This is a genomic window from Bifidobacterium sp. M0353, from assembly GCF_016100645.1.
In the GTDB taxonomy this organism is placed as follows: Bacteria; Actinomycetota; Actinomycetes; order Actinomycetales; family Bifidobacteriaceae; genus Bombiscardovia; species Bombiscardovia choladohabitans.
Genome location: NZ_JACFSB010000001.1, coordinates 1 through 16,864, shown reverse-complemented (window position 1 = coordinate 16,864; position 16,864 = coordinate 1). Strand labels below are relative to the sequence as shown.

Genomic DNA, 16,864 nt, shown 5'->3' with positions numbered 1-16,864 from the left:
ACTTCTTGCTCCTTTGCTTATGCTTTCCGACTCAGTGCTGGCCGTAGACGTGCTGGTACCGGTCGTTGAGCTTGGCTATGTCGGCTGGATCGATGGGCTTGGGCGTGCCGATCTGCTCGGCTGCCCAGACCGTGTGGGCCACCTCCTCGGTCATGGCCGCTGCCTTGACGGCAGCCTCGGCATCGGCTCCCACGGTGAAGGGCCCATGGTTGCGCATGAGCACGGCCGGGCAGCCCGGGTGATCCTTTAAGGTATCGACCACGCCCTTGCCGATGGCCTCGGAGCCGATCAGCTCGAAGGGACCCACCGGCACGGGGCCGCCGAACTCGTCGCCCATCATGGTCAGCACACAGGGAATGTCCCTGCCGGTGGCCGCCCAGGCGGTGGCATAGGTGGAATGGGTGTGGACCACGCCGTAGACCTCGGGCATGTGCCGGTAGATATAGGCGTGGGATAGCGTGTCCGAGGACGGGGCCTCAGCGCCGTCCACCACGTTGCCATCCAGATCGGTGACCACCATGGATCCCGGGGTCAGGTGCTCATAGCGCACCCCCGAGGGCTTGATAACCATCAGATCGGCGGAGCGCAGGCGCTGCGAGACGTTGCCCGCCGTCCAGACCACCAGATTCCACCTGGTCAGCTGCGCATGCAGGGTGGCCACCTGCTCGCGCACCAGTTTCACCTCGTCGCGCACCTCGGGCGAATAATCAGCCAAGGACACCATCAGCAACTCCTTTTCCCGGCCCGATCCCGCTGATCCGGCCGCTTGACGTTTTCAGCTCCCGGCCTCATCCCTGCAGGGGAATGGTCTTCACGGCCGCCTGCTCGATGGGCAGGCCCTTGGTGAAGCGGTCGAAGAAGGTTCTGAAGCCCTTCACATCAGCCGGGTCCGGCTGCTCGGTTGTGGACTGGACGCCCGCAAAGACATTGGCATCCAGGTAGTCGGCCAGGGTCTGGTCGGCATGGCCCAGATAGTCGGCCAGGACGGCCATGCCCCAGGCGCCCCCCTCCACAGCGGTGGACATGACCTTGATGGGGGCGTTGAAGGCGGCGGCCAGGATCCGCTGGGCCACCTTGGGGGTGGCGAAGATGCCGCCGTGCCCGACCATGGTATCCACCTGGACATGCTCCTGACGGGTCATCACATCCATGCCGATGGTGACCGGCGAGAAGGCCGAGAAGAGCTGGGCGCGCATGAAGTTGGCCAGGGTCATCCGCCCCTCGGGGCCGCGGGCAAAGACGGGACGACCCTCCTCCAGGCCAGCCAGGAACTCCCCGGAATAGAAGCAGTAGTTGATCAGCCCGCCGGCGTCCTTGTCTGCCAGAAGGGCCTGGTTGAACAGGGTGGCGTAGAGCGCATCCCCCTTCAGGTCCAGACCGGCAGCCTTGGCGAAGTCCCCGAACAGACCCACCCAGGCGTTCAGGTCCGAGGTGAAATTGTTGGCATGGCTCATGCCGGCCGGATCCCCAGCCGGTGTGGTGACCGGATCCACCTCGGGGTGGAAGTCACGCAGGGGATGTTCCAGGACCACCATGGCGAAGATGGATGTGCCTGCAGACACGTTGCCGGTGCGGGGACGAACCGCGTTGGTCGCCACCATGCCGGTCCCCGCATCGCCCTCGGGCGGGGCCATGGGCACGCCGGGCTGCAGCTGACCACTGGGATCGAGCAGGGCGGCGCCTTCTGCGGTCAGTGCCCCCGCATCGCTGCCGGCGGTCAACGGCTCAGGCAGCAGGTCGTGGATGTCCCAGGGCTGGGCCTTGACCTGGGGCAGTCGGGAGAAGATGTCCAGCAGGCCCTGGTCGAACTCCTTGCGTGAGGAGTCAATGGGGAACATGCCCGAGGCGTCGCCGATGCCGATGACCTTGCGGCCGGAGAGCCTCCAGTGCATGTAGCCTGCCAGGGTGGTGATGTAGGCCACCCTGGGCACATGCTCTTCGCCGTTCAGGATGGCCTGGTAGAGGTGGGCGATGGACCAGCGCTCGGGAATATTGATCTTGAAGGCCTGCGACAGCTCCTCATGGGCCTGGCGGGTGTTGGTGTTGCGCCAGGTGCGGAAGGGCACCAGCAGCTGGCCATCCTTGTCGAAGGCCAGGTAGCCGTGCATCATCGCCGAGATCCCCATGGCGCCGATCTTGGTCAGCGTCACCCCGTACTGGCGACGGACATCCTCGGCCATGGCCTTATAGGCCGCCTGCAGACCCTGGTGAATCTGGTCCATGGAGTATGTCCACAGGCCGTCCTCCAGCCGGTTCTCCCACTCGACGTCCCCGGTGGCCAGCGTCCGGTAGTCGTGGTCGATCAGCACAGCCTTGATGCGGGTGGAGCCGAATTCGATGCCCAGACTGGTCGCGCCCTCCTGTAGTTCGCTTACGATGACGCCTTGTTCGCCAACAGCCATGTCCGCTCCTTTGCCTGATATGTTAACGCTCACATAGTATGGTTCCAATTGTATCTGAGACCAGAGCATCAGGCAAGCCAGCGGGTGCTGGCCAACAGTGGTCAGATGCGCTCGACTGCGTAGCCCAGGGACCGACGCTGGATCACATCCGCCTGGATCAGCCCCACACCGTGGTGGGTGACCGGGAAGTCCACCGGCTGCCCCTGGTGCAGCAGGGCCAGGACCTGCCGCATGGTGGCCACCCCCAGATCCTCAAAGCGGGGACGGACCGTGGCCAGCGGCGGAAACATGTTGTCTACCGTGGGTACGTCGTCGAAGCCCACCAAGCTGATGTCACCGGGAATGCGGATGCCGTGCTCCTGCAAGGACCGCGCTACGCCCACGGCCTGGTTGTCGTTGGCGGTGACCACAGCCGAGGGCAGGGAGGTGCCACTCATGCCCCGCTGATCGATCAGGTGGTTCATCAGCGTGTAGGACTCCCCCGCCTCCCAGCTGCGGGCGTGGACCACGGCCGTGCGTATGCGGCAACGGGCGCAGGCCACCTTCCAGGAGGCCAGTCGGGTGGAGGCATCCCGCCACTGAGAGGGACCGGCCATATAGAGCACCCGCCTATGGCCCCGGGAGACCAGCAGCCGGGCCAGCCGCTGCACGGCGCCCCACTGGTCGATTCCGGTCAGGGCTATCCGGCCTTCACCCCGCCGGCGGCTCAGGGCCTCTTCGACGCTGGTGATGCCATGCGTGGAGGTGACGATGACCCGGGGCTGGCTCACCTCCACCTGGCAGGCGGCCTGGAACATGGTGTCGGTGGGGGTCAGAAAGATGAAGGCATCCACATTCTGCTCCAGGAAGGTGCCGCAGAGCTCCTGGAATCCGGCAAGCGTACAAGCTGACTCGTCCACCATCATGACCGACATGAACAGACCATGGGAACGGGCCACGGTCTCGATGGCCGTGATCGATGAGACAGGCCCGAAGAGACTGACGCCGCCAGCCACCAGTCCGATGGTCCGGCTGCGGCTGGATGCCAGGGCCCGCGCGGAATTGCTGGGTCGGTAGCCCAACTTCCTGATGGCCTGCTGGACCTTGATCCGCGTCGCCGGAGAAACGTCCTTGGAATTGTTGATGACCCTGGAAACGGTCTGGTGGGAGACCCCGGCCAGCCGGGCAACCTCGAACATGGAGGGGCGCTTGGACCGTGACCTGCCCCCGTTGCCTGCGGGCATGTGACCTTCTTCCGATAGCCGTGTCGACCGTTCCGATATTAGCCCCTGCCGGGACCGGACGAGGGCAAATGCCAGCTGACCCGATGCAGACGGCTGGGCCCCAGACGGCGAATGGCCTCCAGGTGTGCAGGCGAGCCATAGCCCTTGTTGTGCTCCCACTGGTATGGGGCCAGGGCGGGGTCGGAGGCGACCAGGCGGACCATAAGCCGGTCACGGGTGACCTTGGCGATGACCGCTGCGCAGGCCACACTGGCACAGTGGGCGTCGCCCTTGACCTGGGTGGAGACCTTGGGCAGAACCGGAAGGTCGGGGGCGTCAAAACTGTCGGCGGCCGGGGTGATGTAGTCATTGGGGCCGTCAAGGATGGCGGCCAGACGGCGGCCAGGCCCCAGGTCCATCCCCTGCTCCAATTCAGCCAGCGCACGCAGGGCGGCGATGCCCAGGGCATGGACGATGCCCCACTGATCGATCTCATGGTTGGAGCAGGACCCCACCGCCCAGCCAGCAGCCCAGTCCTCCAGGTCACGGTACATGGCCAGCCGGCGCGCAGGAGTCAGCATCTTGGAATCAGCCACCCCGTCAGGGACCTTCAAATTGGGCAGGTCAGCGGACCGGACAGCCACCACGCCGACCATGGCCGGACCCGCCAGGGCTCCGCGGCCGACCTCATCCAGACCAAGCACATACTCGGCTCCCTGGCCGGCCAAGGCAGCCTCGGTGGCCAGGGTCGGCAGGATCCGCCTCACAGCCGGTTCAATCCTGCGTCGGCTCGGGCACGGCGTCGAAGACCTTGTGCTGGTTGTTGAGTAGCTTCCAGCTGCCCACCGGGTAATAGGTAAGCAGCGCGGTGCCTTTGATGTTGTCCATGGGGACCAGGCCATTGTGGCCGTCGTCCTTGTGCAGACGGGAATCGGCGGAATTGGAACGGTTGTCGCCCATGACGAAGACGTACCCCGGGTCCACCTTGACCTTGAAGGCAAAGGAGCTGGGCTCCACTCCTGGGCGCAGGTAGGAGCTCTCGTCCAGGGCGACGCCATTGACGGTAACCGGAGCGCCATGACCCTTGCAGGCCACCGTGTCGCCGGGCATGCCGATCAGGCGTTTGACCAGGTGACTGCCACGAAAGCTGGGTGCGGACTCTTCACCCAGCCAATTGGCAGGGTCGGTGAAGACCACCACATCCCCTCGGCGGGGGGCCACCATGGATCTGGTCAGCCGGTGAGTGGTCAGGATTCTGTCCCCGACGCCAAGGGTGTTCTCCATGGAGCCGGAGGGGATGACGTAGATGCTGAACAAAAATATGCGCAGGACAGCGACGACGGCCAAGAGGGTAACCAGCTCGAACAGAAACTCGGGCAGGAAACCACGCTCACCCAGACGCGGGTGGCTGCCCTTGGTGGAGCCGCGTCCACCGGGACGGTCGAAGGCATGACGGGGCGGCACCGGGGCTGAGGTGGCCTGTCTGCCGTCCGGGTACCAAAGTCCCGACGAGGTCGCTTCCTCATCCCGAAAGGCCATATCCACTCCTTGTCATCCGCCGGAACCCGCACGCGAACAGGTTCCGCATGCCTCATAGCGTACACACCCAAGCATGGAAAAACCCGGGAGAATTGCATCCCGGGTGTTAGCGGCCAGCCTTGGGCTGGGTCGCCCTGGTCGAAACCTACTTGTTGGACTCGGCCTTGTTGTCGCGACGCTCGACAATGCGGGCTGCCTTGCCGTGCAGACCACGCAGGTAGTAGAGCTTGGCGCGGCGGACACGGCCGTGGCGCAGCACCTTGATGGAGTCGATCTGCGGGGAGTGCAGAGGGAAGCGACGCTCGACGCCCACGCCGAAGCTGACCTTGCGCACCAGGATGGTCTCGCGCACGCCGGAGCCCTGACGGGCGATCACCACGCCCGTGAAAGCCTGGATACGAGAGTTGTTGCCCTCAGTGATGTTGACGTTGACCTCGACGGTATCGCCGGGGCGGAAGTCTGGGATCTGCTCCGCAGGCTTCATGTGGCTGGCGTCGAATTCCTGAATCGCGTTCATGCTGTTCCTCCATGGCCGCCGCACATCGACCCATGACATGGACCGCAACCATCAAAGGAAGCAATCCTGGACGGAACCCGACGGTCTGCCGTCGGGGGTGCCGATCCGCCGGAGCATCCGGCTGGACCTGAAAGGAAGGGAGCCCATGCGGCAGCTACCCTTCCGGCAAACAACTGTCCAATAATATACCACGAGCCGGACCTGCATGGGCCCGGCCGGACATCAGCGGCGGTGGGCCCTGTAGAAGGCGATCAGGGACTTTGTGGACTGATCCTGCTCAGCCAACGCCTGGTCGTCCCGGGAGATGGCCGGCGTAATCTCGCGGGCCAGCTTCTTGCCCAGCTCAACGCCCCACTGGTCGAAGGAATCAATGCCCCAGACAGTGCCCTCGGTCAGGGTGATGTGTTCGTAGAGGGCGATCAGCTCGCCCAGGGCGGCCGGGGTCAGTGCATCACCGAAGATGGAGGTGGTGGGCCGGTTGCCGGTGAAGACACGGGCCGGGACGATGGCCTCCGGGGTGCCCTCGGTGCGGACCTCGTCGGCGGTCTTGCCGAAGGCCAATGCCTTGGTCTGGGCCAGGAAGTTGGCCAGGAAGAGCTCATGCACGTCCTGGTCGCCGTCCTTGGCCGGATTGGGGGTGTTGGCGAAGGCGATGAAGTCGGCGGGGATCAGGCGGGTGCCCTGGTGGATCAGCTGGTAGAAGGCGTGCTGTCCGTTGGTGCCGGGCTCCCCCCAGAAGATTTCGCCGGTCAGGCTGGTCACCGGGGTGCCGTCCCAGCGCACGGACTTGCCGTTGGACTCCATGGTCAGCTGCTGCAGGTAGGCCGGGAAGCGGTGCAGATACTGGTCATAGGGCAGCACGGCGTGCGAGTGGGCGCCGAAGAAGTTGACATACCAGACGTTGAGCAGACCCATCAGGGCCACCACGTTCCGATCCAGAGGGGTGGCGCGGAAGTAGCGGTCTACAGTGTTGAAGCCCTTGAGGAACTCCTCGAAGCGGTCCGGGCCGATGGTGATGGCCAGGGAGGTGCCCACGGCGGAATCCACCGAGTACCGACCACCGACCCAGTTCCAGAAGCCGAAGACGTTGCCCGGATCGATGCCGAAATCGCGCACCTTGTCCAGGGCGGTCGAGACGGCGATGAAATGCCGGCGGATGGCCTCGGCCGAAAGGTCCTCGCCGTCCTTGGACAGCAGGCCACGCTCGCCCAGGCTCTTCAGGAGCCAGGCGCGGGCCTGGCGGGCGTTGGTCAGGGTCTCCAGGGTGGTGAAGGTCTTGGAGACGATGATGAAGAGTGTGGTCTCCGGATCCAGATCGCGAGTCTTCTCGGCCAGATCGTTGGGGTCGATGTTGGAGATGTAGCGGGCGCTGATGCCGGCATCCGCGTAGGGCTTCAGGGCCTCGTAAGCCATGACCGGGCCAAGGTCGGAGCCGCCGATGCCGATGTTGACCACGGTGGTGATGCGCTTGCCGGTCAGACCGGTCCAGCTGCCCGAGCGGACCTGGTCGGCAAAGGCATAGATGCGCTTGAGGGTGTCGCGGACGTCGCCGACAACATCCTGGCCGTCCACGATCAGCCGGCCGCGATCCTCCTCGGGACGGCGCAGGGCTGTGTGCAGGACGGCCCTGTCCTCGGTGTTGTTGATGTGCTCGCCGTTGAACATGGCCTCGATCCGCTCCTCAAGGCCGACCTCGCGACCCAGCTGGGCCAGCAGTGACAGGGTCTCGGGCTGAATCAGGTTCTTGGACAGATCAATATAGAGATCACCCAGCTCGAAGCTGAGCTTTTCGGTGCGCTGCGGGTCCTTGGCGAACCATGCGCGCAGATCGATCCCTTGGCGCTGCATGTCGTCGAAGTGCTGGTGCAAGGCCGCCCAGGCCTTGGTGCTGGTAGCGTCCACTGGAGGATTGATGGCCATGGTTGTTCGGGTCCTTTCATGAGGTGATGCCCGGTCTACCGAGCACCCGGTTCTGTAACCCAAACTACTCACAAAAGCAGACAGAAGACAACAAAATCAGTCAATCTACTTGACCGAGCAGAATCGCTGTCAAAGTATGTCGTCACAGCCGTACTGGGCCAACTTGGCCACCATGTCCTTGACTTCCTGACTGCGGGCCCGGGGGGCCACCAGGAGAGCATCGGGAGTGTCGACGACGATCATGTCATCCACACCCAGAAGGGCGACCGTGCGTTCAGAGCCTGGCACGACCATATCTCCGGCTGAATCCAGATACATGACCCGGTCGGCATCCCCAAGAATCTTGATGTTGCGCCTGTTGGAGGACGGCAGCAGGCCGGCCACTGAATTGAAGTCGCCGATGTCATCCCAATCGAAGCCCCCTGGAACAACCGCCACGCCGCCGGCCGCCGAAAGGGGCTCGGCCACGGCATAGTCAAAGGCGATCTTCTCAATGCCCGGCCAGTGCTCCTCCATGGCCTGGCCGCGGGTCTGCTCGCCCTGGTCCCAGACCTGGGCGATGGCCATGACCGCGGCGTGGAGCTCCGGCTTGTAACGACGCAGGCAGTCCAGAAGCACTTGGGCCTGCATGACGAACATGCCGGCGTTCCATCGATACTCCCCTGTGGACAGGTAAGCCTGGGCCGTAGAGGCATCCGGCTTCTCGACGAATTCGCTGACCAAGCGGGCATCAGGGGCCCCGGGAATGCGATCGGCCAGGGAGGGGCCTTGGTGGATGTAGCCGAAGGCGGTGGAGGGACGGGAGGCGGCGATGCCGATGGTAGTCACATAACCGGCCCGGGCCGCCGCCACCGCCTGCTCCACTGAGGCCGCGAATGCTTTGTCGTCTCGGATGACGTGGTCGGCGGCAAAGGAGCCCACGATGATTTCCCCGCCGTGCCGCTGGGCCAGTACAGCAGTCGCCAAGGCTATGGCCGCCGTGGAATCGCGAGGAACCGGCTCGGCGAAGAGCGCGTCCTCAGCCAGATCCGGAAGTTGCTGACGCACCTGGTCCACATGCCGCTGGCCAGTGGAGACGACCACATGGTCAGCCCCGCAGATGCCGGCCAGACGGTCAAAGGTGCCCTGGATCATTGTTCTGCCTGATCCCAACAGATCATAGAGGAACTTGGGCCGGTCCTGGCGGCTCAATGGCCAGAGCCGGGTGCCCACGCCACCGGCCGGAATGACGGCATAGAAATCATTGAGATCCATGCCTTCCATTGTGTCAAGAAGCTTGTACACCCTCGGCCCGAAGTGCAAGGCGTTTTTATCGCGCGCATCCAGTATGATGTGACATGTTGTCTTCTTCCGGCAGGTCCGGACGGGAGGCGAAGGCCACTTTAGCTCAGTTGGCAGAGCGTCTCACTCGTAATGAGAAGGTCGACAGTTCGATTCTGTCAAGTGGCTCTTTCACTAGCTGCCCTTTCAACGGCAGGGCATGTCGTACGCGCGAGTGGCGTAATGGTAGCCGCGCAGGATTTAGGTTCCTGTGTCTTCGGACGTGTGGGTTCGAGTCCCATCTCGCGCACGGGAATTAAGAACAGGGCCCGCAAGTACAGGCCCTGTCTTACGTTGCGGGGATCAGCGTCGGCTCTCCTGCTTGTTCCTCAGGCAGGCCACGAAGCCCACCAGGCCTAGGGCTATCAGCAGCAGGATCCTGAGCACGGAAAGCGGCCATCCGCCGGTAAGCGGCAGGGAGGAGGTCGAAGGCCGGAACTCCAGCATCTGCGACACCGAGGCCGACTGGTTCCCGCCTAGGAACCTGCCCTGCGCGTCAGGGCCCTCGGCATCATCCGAAAGCACCTGGACGGCGACATCCCCCTGCTTCATTCCCTCAGGTGGGACCGCCTGCCAAATGCCCTGGTCCCCCACAGCCACATCCGTGCCAGTGTTGTCAGGCCAGGTCACATGCACCATGGTCCCCTTGGTCTCAGGAATCTTCCTGTCCCCGTCCACATACTTGTAGGCCCTGCCGGCCACCTGGAAGACGTCATGGCGGTCAATGGTCAGCGTGGTGGGCGTCATGTCGATTTTCCGCTCGATGGATGCCGGGCCCGAACGGAGGTTCATCGGGTTGACCATTTCAACCTGGAAAGTATAGGTCTGCGTTTCGTCGTCACCGTTGTAACCGGTGAACTTGTCAGCAGGGATATTCAGCGACCAGGACCAGGTGGAAGCCGCCGTCTTGGTCAGGTTCAGCGTGAGGCCTGATGTGGGGTCAGTGACGGAAGGAACAGCGCCGACCGCCGCATCCCTCTGGAAGGTGTTGGCCGGAGTGGTCAGCAGACTGGTCCAGCCCGAGGCAGCATTCTGCTTCATCGAAACAGCCATCCTGGAATCAGTCATCCCCAGCCCGCCCGACGACCAAGCCGTGTACACAGGCGACACCTCACCCTTGAACACAACGACCGAATCCGCCGGCAGGCTCCCGTTGACCGTATGGGGCACAGTGACCGAGAACTTGCTGGCATCCGGGACGTTTTCTCCCGAAACGAAATAGGCAGTTCCAATATTCGAGAAGAACGAGGTCAGGCCGAACCCGGAGACAGACTCAGTCACCCAGGCATGATAACGCCTGTAGCCGCTGTACTTGTTGCCAGGATCCGGCGACGGATACAGCTTGTTCGTGTCCTGTATCCGCCAGGAACCCCCCTGCTTGCTCTTGGGATCGACCTGGCACTCAGCCTCGCCCAGCCTGAACCCCCACGTGTCCGTCCCTTTCACCAGGTCATCGCCATTCGTGCCCTGCCCCTCCACAATGGGATTGCTGGGTCCTCGCCGTAGAGAACGACCTTGTTGGGACGCGCGGCATCCTTGGAGGGCATGCACTCACCACTGATTACCGGATCAAGCTTGGTCGTATACACGCTTCCAGAAGCATCCAAACCGGCATCAGCATCGTTTTCGATCTTGGTGATCGTAGGATCATCAGGACGAGGCACGTCATACTTATAAAAGGCGCTATTGATCGTCCAGCCCGCAGAGATATTCGTATCCTTCTCCACGGTGGACATACCATCGTTTATCCCTACAAGACCAGCGCTCTTGGGGTTGTACACTTCAGGGCTGACGGTACAAGCGCTGCCATCCCGATTCGTGGTGACAGGCCAGGTGACCATCTTGAAATAGCCGTCAAGATCCTGCTTCTCCTTGGCCTCCTTGAAATCAATCCCGCCATCAGCTTTCTGGGCAGGCATGGGATTGCCATCCTTGTCAGTGGCAAAAAGCACGTTGGGGTTGTCGAGATATTGAGGATCCTTCGGACTCACGTTGAAAGCGGAATACTTGCTGACTTGGGACGCCTTGCTGGTCGTGGTAGTCGCCGTATTGGGGGACGGTTGCTGGCCTGTCACCAGGACCGGCTCGGGAGTCAGCTCATTGACAGGCACCCACTCGCTATCCTTCAGAGCCACCCACTGGTAATAATACGAATTGGTCTCAGAACATATGCCATCAGGATTGTCATTAGTACTGCCACGCGGATTCAGCCAGTACACGAAGAAAGACCGTGCCGGAGCTGTTCCCGGAGCAGTGCCGGCGATTGGCCCAGTAGCATTGCTCTTATAGTCAGGAAAACCGTAATCGGTTACCATGCCCCAGTTAGCCTGATTGTTTTGGTAGAGATTTGGGTTGCTGTCCCAACCAACCCAAGAATACGGGCCGCTGCACTTCATATCCGCTTTGCTATCCAGGCAGTAACCCATATACACTTTCATCTGTTTGTCCTGGGACATGCTCGCTGTGATATTTGAATATCTATCCTGAGCCTGTAAATCACTCATGGAAGCCGGATCAAAGCTTGTGCAGTTATCGGTAGTCCAGGACCAGGAAGAATTGCCACAAGACAGGGCCTTGTTCTGGTCACCAACGATGGCAAAGACATTCAAGGGCTCGGGGTGACCGCCAACAGCAAATTTTGCGGGATCTGTAGACGTATCCTTAATGTTCATATCACCCTCGATGGATATGGTCAGGTAGTCATACAAACCAGAATTGATAATCTTATGAACGGTGAAGAACTCAGCCTGGTTCCTGGCCCAGGCTAAGGCACCATCATAAGCGTAGGCATTTTTATTGCTGTCTACGTAATCATCCGGGGTGATAGTGTTCATATACCGCACGCGCCTGTAATAGTCAGGGTTTTCGGAACCAACAAACTGATATATGAAAGATAAATTGCATTGTGACGGATTTTTGGTGTCAGTCCCACCAACACCGACACAATCCGGCTTAAATTCATTGTGCTTCACGCGCAGGATGAAGTCCATGCGCAGCTCATCCTGGTAGGCATCGATCCTGTCGTTGAAGGCCATCATCCTATAGAGCAGGGGTTTTCTGCTGGCCGTTTCGTCCTGTCCATCGATGGCATTGGCCCGATTGGCCGAAAGGGCGCTCAGCCCAAACGGAATAACCATGGCCAGCGTCGCCAGAAGGGTTACCAGAACGGCAATTATCGGACGGCTCACACGCTGTGAACCCTTAGCGTCCCGTTCTTGTAATCGCTTCAATCCAATACCCCCAAATCAAGATATAATTATTCGCCAGAGCAGCTCTACTTTGCTTTTTCATTTGTCCCCAACTGTTTAGACTCTATCATAGAGATAAAAAAATAGCATCTTCGCCTTTTCCATACATGCTCCAGGAGCACTGGAATTGCAAGCATTATCAAGGATTCCCATAGGGTGTTTCACGAAGGGCATTTCACAACCGTTTACGGTCTTCATCTGGCTGGTCTAATTGGACGGGGAGGCCACCTTGTCATGGAAAGGCAGACAGTTCGACGCTGCCAAGCGGCTCTCCCGCCAGCTGTCCTTCAGATGTCTGGGCTCGAGTCCCATCTCGCGCACAGGAAACACAAGCAGGGCCTGCCCTCATCCCCCGAATTCCGCGGAGATGAGCACAGGCCCTGCCTTATGCCGCCCGAAAATCAGTATCGGCTCTCCTGCCTATTCCTCAGGCAGGCCACAAAGCCAGCCAGACCCAGTATCAACATCAGCAGGATCCTGAGCACGGAAAGCGGCCATCCTCCGGCGAAGGGCAGGGATGAGGTGGAGGGCCGGAATTCCAGTGCGTGTGACACCGCAGCCGACTCGTTTCCACCTCGGAAGTTGCTGCTTTGAGTATCAGCGCTTTCGGCATCATCGGAAGAAACCTGAGCGGTGAATTTTCCCTGGTTTATCCCCTCAGGCGGAGTCGCCTGCCATGAACCCTGGTCTCCCACGGCGACATCTGTGCTGCTGTTGCCGGGCCAGGTTATATGGACCAGAGTCCCTTTGGTCTCAGGAACCCTGATGTTTCCGTTGACATACTTATAGGCCTTGCCTGCTACCTGGAAGATATCGTACCGCTCCAAGGTCAGCGTGGTCGGCGTCATGTCGACCGTCCGGTTGATGGAAGCCGGGTCCGAAGGGACATTCAGAGGGTTGATCATCTTGACCTGGAAGGTATACTTTTGCGTTTCGTCGTCGCCGTTGTAACCGGTGAATCTGTCAGCCGATATGGTCAAGGTCCAGGACCAGGTGGAAGCCGCCGTCTTCGTGAGATTCAACGTGAGTCCCGAGGCGGAATCCGCGGCGGAAGAAGCAGTGCCGACCGCCGCATCCCGTTGGAAGGTGTTGGCCGGAGTGGTCAGCAGGGGCGTCCAGTCCGAGGCAGCATTCTGCTTCATGGAAATGGCCAGCCTGGAATCAGTCATCCCCAGCCCACCCGAGGACCAGGCCATATTTATAGGCGAAACAGTGCCTTTGAAGGTGACGACCGAGTTCGCCGGTAAAATCCCGTTTTTCGTATGGGGGACTGTCACAGAGAGCTTGCCGTCCGGAGCATTCTCGTTGGAGACGAAATAGGCTGTCCCTATGTTCGAGAAGAAGGAGGTCAAGCCGAACCCGGAGGCGGACTCAGTCACCCAGGCATGATAGCGCCTGTAACCGTTGTACTTGTTGCCCGGATCCGGCGACGGATACTGCTTATTGGTGTCCTGTATCTGCCAGGAGCCTCCCTGCTTGCTCTTGGGATCGACCTTGCATACGGTCTCTCCCAGCTTGAACCCCCAGGAGTCCGAGCTTTTCACCAGATCGTCACTGCTCTTGCTCTGCCCCTCCTTGAAAGGATTGCCAGGATCCTCTCCGAACAAGGTAACCGTGTTGGGATGTGTGTCATCTTTGGAGGGAGTGCACTCACCGCTGACCACCGGATCAAGCTTGCCAGTATAGACGCTTCCCGAGGCATTCAAGGAGCCATCAGCATTATTCTGGATATTGGTGATGGTCGGATCGTCGGGACGAGGCACATCATACTTATAGAAGGCAGTATCGATAGCCCATCCTGCATCCAGATTCGTGTTTTTCTGGGCTGTAGACATATCGTCTGTTATCCCAACAAGGCTATCCTGTTGAGGGTCATATATCTTAGTGGTGACTTCAGGAGTGCTTGCCGTCGGCTTGCACTGGGTGCCATCGGCATTAGTAGTGACAGGCCAAGTAACTAGTTTGAAATAACCGTCAAGATCCTGCTTCTCCTTGGCCTCTTTGAAATCAATCCCGCCATCAGCCTTCTGGGCAGGCATAGGCTGGCCATCCTTATCAGTCGCAAAAAGCACGTTGGTGGTATTCGCATACTTTGGGTCAGTCGGATCGACGTTGTAAGCCGTATTGTCATTGACCTGATATTGAAGACCCCAGGAATTGGTCAAGCCGTTTACTGCTGGCTTCTGACCAGTTACGAGCACCGGTTTAGGCGTCAGCGCATCGACAGGCACCCATTGGCTATTCTTCTGCGCCACCCATTGGTAGTAATAGGAGTTGGTCGTGGAACATATTCCACCAGCGCTGTTATTTCCACGCAAATTGAACCAGTATACAAAGAAGGACTTGGGGGGCGCTACTCCTGGAACCGGATTGGCTCCTATAGGAAATCCATAATCCGTTACCATGCCCCAATTGGCCTGGTGACCACCATAAAGAGGGGGATTACCATTCCAGCCAACCCAAGAAGCAGGTCCGCTGCACTGAGGGTGGGGACTGTTACCTAGGCAGTTGCCCATGTAAAGCTTGATGCCCTTACCCTGGTCTGCAGTGATATTGGCGACCCTGTCTTGGACGTTGCTGCCGATAGAGCTCGGATCGAAGGATGTGCAGTCATTCGTAGTGTAGTCCCATGGAGAACCTCCACACGAGAGCGTATTGTTTTGTTGACCAACAATTGCGAAGACGTTCAAAGGCTCCGGATAACCGCCAGTCACATAATATTTCGGATCCAAGGAGGTATCCATGTAGGACAAATCACCCTCTATGGATACAGCCAGGAAATCATATAAACCAGAGTTGATCACTTTATGAACCGTAAAGAACTGCTCCTCATTTTCCGCCCATTGCTCAGCACCGCCAGTGGGGTCGTTGGGATTTGTTGAAATAGTATTCAGGTACCGAATCCGGGTATAGTGGGACGGACTTTGCGCTCCTTCATATTGATATGCGAAAGACAGATTGCACTTTACTGAATCATAGGGAGAAGTATCACGCATCGGAACGCATTGCGGATTGAAATCGTTGTGCTTCACGCGCAGGATGAAGTCCATCCGCAGCTCATCCTGGTATGAATCAATCTTGTCGTTATAGGCCAGCATCTTATAGAGCAGAGGCTTCCTGCTGGCCGTCCCGCCCTGCCCATCGATGGCATTGGCCTGATTGGCCGAAAGCGCGCTCAGCCCTAGCGGAACAACCATGGCCAGCGTCGCCAAAAGGGTTATCAAAACAGCCACTATAGGGCGATCCACATGCCGTGGACCCTCATTGACCCCTTCTTGCAATCGGTTCAACACGCTACCCCCCACACCTCAATGCAACCATCTCCAGAATCAGATGGACTGCACGCTTGATTGGTCCCCGGTGCAGGCCACGAAACCCTGGAGCACAAGTACCGTATCCTCACTTATGGCATCTTCTTGTCCCCTTTACATGCTTTAAGAGTACCGAGACTGAAAGCGTGATCTGGGATTCAGAAAGGGTGTTTCGCGACCGTCCTTAGTCTTGACTAAGAACAGTCTGAGTTAGGGGTGCGGGTGACTGGCAACGGCAGGGCCCCACTCATCCTCTCAACTTCATGGGGCGGGGGCGGATCCTGTCTGATGCTGCCGGGGTCAGTGCCGGCTTTCCTGCCTGTTCCTCAGGCAGGCCACGAAGCCGGCCAGGCCGAGGGCTATCAGCAGCAGGATTTTGAGCACGGAAAGCGGCCATCCGCCAGTAAGAGGCAAAGCCGAGTTGGAAGGACGGAACTCCAACTCATGCGACACCGAGGCCGACTGGTTCCCGCCCTGGAACCGGCCCTGGGCGTCAGGGCTCTCGGCATCGTCGGAAAGCACCTGAGCAGAGAACTGCCCCTGGTTGATGCCCTCAGGAGGAACCGCCTGCCACGAACCCTGGTCCCCCACAACGACATCCGTACCACTGCCGCCGGGCCAGGTCACATGCACCAGGGTGCCTTTGGTCTCGGGAACCTTCCTGTCCCCGTCCACATACTTATAGGCTTTCCCCGCCACCTGGAAGACGTCGTACCGCTCCAAGGTCAACGCGGTGGGTGTCATATCGACCTTCCGCTCGATGGATGCCGGGTCCGAACGGATGTTCATCGGGTTGACCATTTCAATGCGGAAATCATACAGTTGTGTCTCGTCGCTGCCGTCGTAGCCGGTGAACCTGTCAGCAGGGATGTTCAGCGTCCAAGACCACGTGGAAGCCGCCGTCTTGGTCAAGCCCAGCGTAAGGCCCGTTGCGGAATCCGCGACGGAAGACGTGGTGCCGGCTGCTGCATCCCGCTGGAAGGTGTTGGCCGGAGTGGTCAGCAGACTGGTCCAATCAGAGGCAGTGTTCTGCTTCATGGAAACGACCATCCTCGAATCCGTCATCCCCAGCCCTCCCGAAGACCAGGCCGTATATATAGGCGACACCTCACCCTTGAACACGACGACCGAATCCGCCGGCAGGCTCCCGTTGACCGTATGAGGCACCGTGACCGAGAACTTGCTGGCATCCGGGACGTTCTCACTCGAAACGAAATAGGCCGTCCCGATGTTCGAGAAGTAGGAGGTCAAACCGAATCCGGAGATGGACTCGATCACCCAGGCATGATAACGCCTGTAGCCGCTGTACTTGTTGCCAGAATCCGGCGACGGATACAGCTTGTTCGTGTCCTGTATCCGCCAGGAACCCCCCTGCTTGCTCTTGGGATCGACCTGGCACTCAGCC

General features: G+C 60.0%; 11 protein-coding genes, 2 tRNA genes and 1 pseudogene. 2 read left to right on the top strand and 12 right to left on the bottom strand.

Annotation, left to right across the window (positions count from 1 at the left end; genetic code table 11):
* Positions 1-31 precede the first annotated feature (31 nt).
* The 8 genes from H3V04_RS00065 to H3V04_RS00030 form a co-directional block, all read right to left on the bottom strand.
* Positions 32-724 (bottom strand): L-ribulose-5-phosphate 4-epimerase, encoded by a 693-nt coding sequence (locus tag H3V04_RS00065; RefSeq protein ID WP_045923976.1) that lies wholly within the window; start codon positions 722-724, stop codon positions 32-34.
* Between the two features lie 64 nt (positions 725-788).
* Positions 789-2,402 (bottom strand): xylulokinase, encoded by a 1,614-nt coding sequence (locus H3V04_RS00060; RefSeq protein ID WP_198186801.1) that lies wholly within the window; start codon positions 2,400-2,402, stop codon positions 789-791.
* 101 nt (positions 2,403-2,503) lie between these two features.
* Complete coding sequence (locus H3V04_RS00055; RefSeq protein ID WP_232339195.1) at positions 2,504-3,625, bottom strand: LacI family DNA-binding transcriptional regulator; 1,122 nt, start codon at positions 3,623-3,625, stop codon at positions 2,504-2,506.
* A 38-nt stretch (positions 3,626-3,663) separates the two neighbouring features.
* Complete coding sequence (locus H3V04_RS00050) at positions 3,664-4,371, bottom strand: ribonuclease HII (protein ID WP_198186800.1); 708 nt, start codon at positions 4,369-4,371, stop codon at positions 3,664-3,666.
* A gap of 7 nt (positions 4,372-4,378) precedes the next feature.
* A complete protein-coding gene (gene lepB / locus H3V04_RS00045; protein ID WP_052690670.1) occupies positions 4,379-5,143 on the bottom strand; it encodes a signal peptidase I in 765 nt (254 codons plus the stop codon).
* 145 nt (positions 5,144-5,288) lie between these two features.
* Complete coding sequence (gene rplS, locus H3V04_RS00040) at positions 5,289-5,660, bottom strand: 50S ribosomal protein L19 (protein ID WP_024627419.1); 372 nt, start codon at positions 5,658-5,660, stop codon at positions 5,289-5,291.
* 222 nt (positions 5,661-5,882) lie between these two features.
* The gene (gene pgi / locus H3V04_RS00035) at positions 5,883-7,580 is read right to left on the bottom strand and encodes a glucose-6-phosphate isomerase (RefSeq protein WP_198186799.1); all 1,698 of its coding nucleotides are present in this window, start codon (positions 7,578-7,580) and stop codon (positions 5,883-5,885) included.
* A gap of 129 nt (positions 7,581-7,709) precedes the next feature.
* Entirely contained in the window at positions 7,710-8,834 is a 1,125-nt protein-coding gene (locus H3V04_RS00030; RefSeq protein WP_198186798.1) for a mannose-1-phosphate guanylyltransferase, read from the bottom strand.
* Positions 8,835-8,956: 122 nt separating this feature from the next.
* Here H3V04_RS00030 and H3V04_RS00025 point away from each other — a divergent pair.
* Positions 8,957-9,029, top strand: a tRNA-Thr gene (locus tag H3V04_RS00025).
* A gap of 40 nt (positions 9,030-9,069) precedes the next feature.
* A tRNA-Leu gene (locus H3V04_RS00020) sits at positions 9,070-9,150 on the top strand.
* A 53-nt stretch (positions 9,151-9,203) separates the two neighbouring features.
* On the opposite strand, the gene H3V04_RS10090 is transcribed toward H3V04_RS00020, so the two are convergent.
* From H3V04_RS10090 to H3V04_RS00005, 4 genes and pseudogenes are all read right to left on the bottom strand, one after another.
* Positions 9,204-10,346 (bottom strand): hypothetical protein, encoded by a 1,143-nt coding sequence (locus tag H3V04_RS10090; RefSeq protein WP_232342378.1) that lies wholly within the window; start codon positions 10,344-10,346, stop codon positions 9,204-9,206.
* A complete protein-coding gene (locus tag H3V04_RS10085) occupies positions 10,343-12,088 on the bottom strand; it encodes a hypothetical protein (protein ID WP_232339308.1) in 1,746 nt (581 codons plus the stop codon). The genes H3V04_RS10090 and H3V04_RS10085 overlap by 4 nt, the downstream gene beginning before the upstream one ends.
* Before the next feature lie 461 nt (positions 12,089-12,549).
* Positions 12,550-15,360, bottom strand: coding sequence for a hypothetical protein (locus tag H3V04_RS00010; protein ID WP_232342376.1), 2,811 nt, complete (start codon positions 15,358-15,360; stop codon positions 12,550-12,552).
* Positions 15,361-15,759: 399 nt separating this feature from the next.
* Positions 15,760-16,864: pseudogene (locus tag H3V04_RS00005) on the bottom strand (hypothetical protein); the annotation flags it as partial.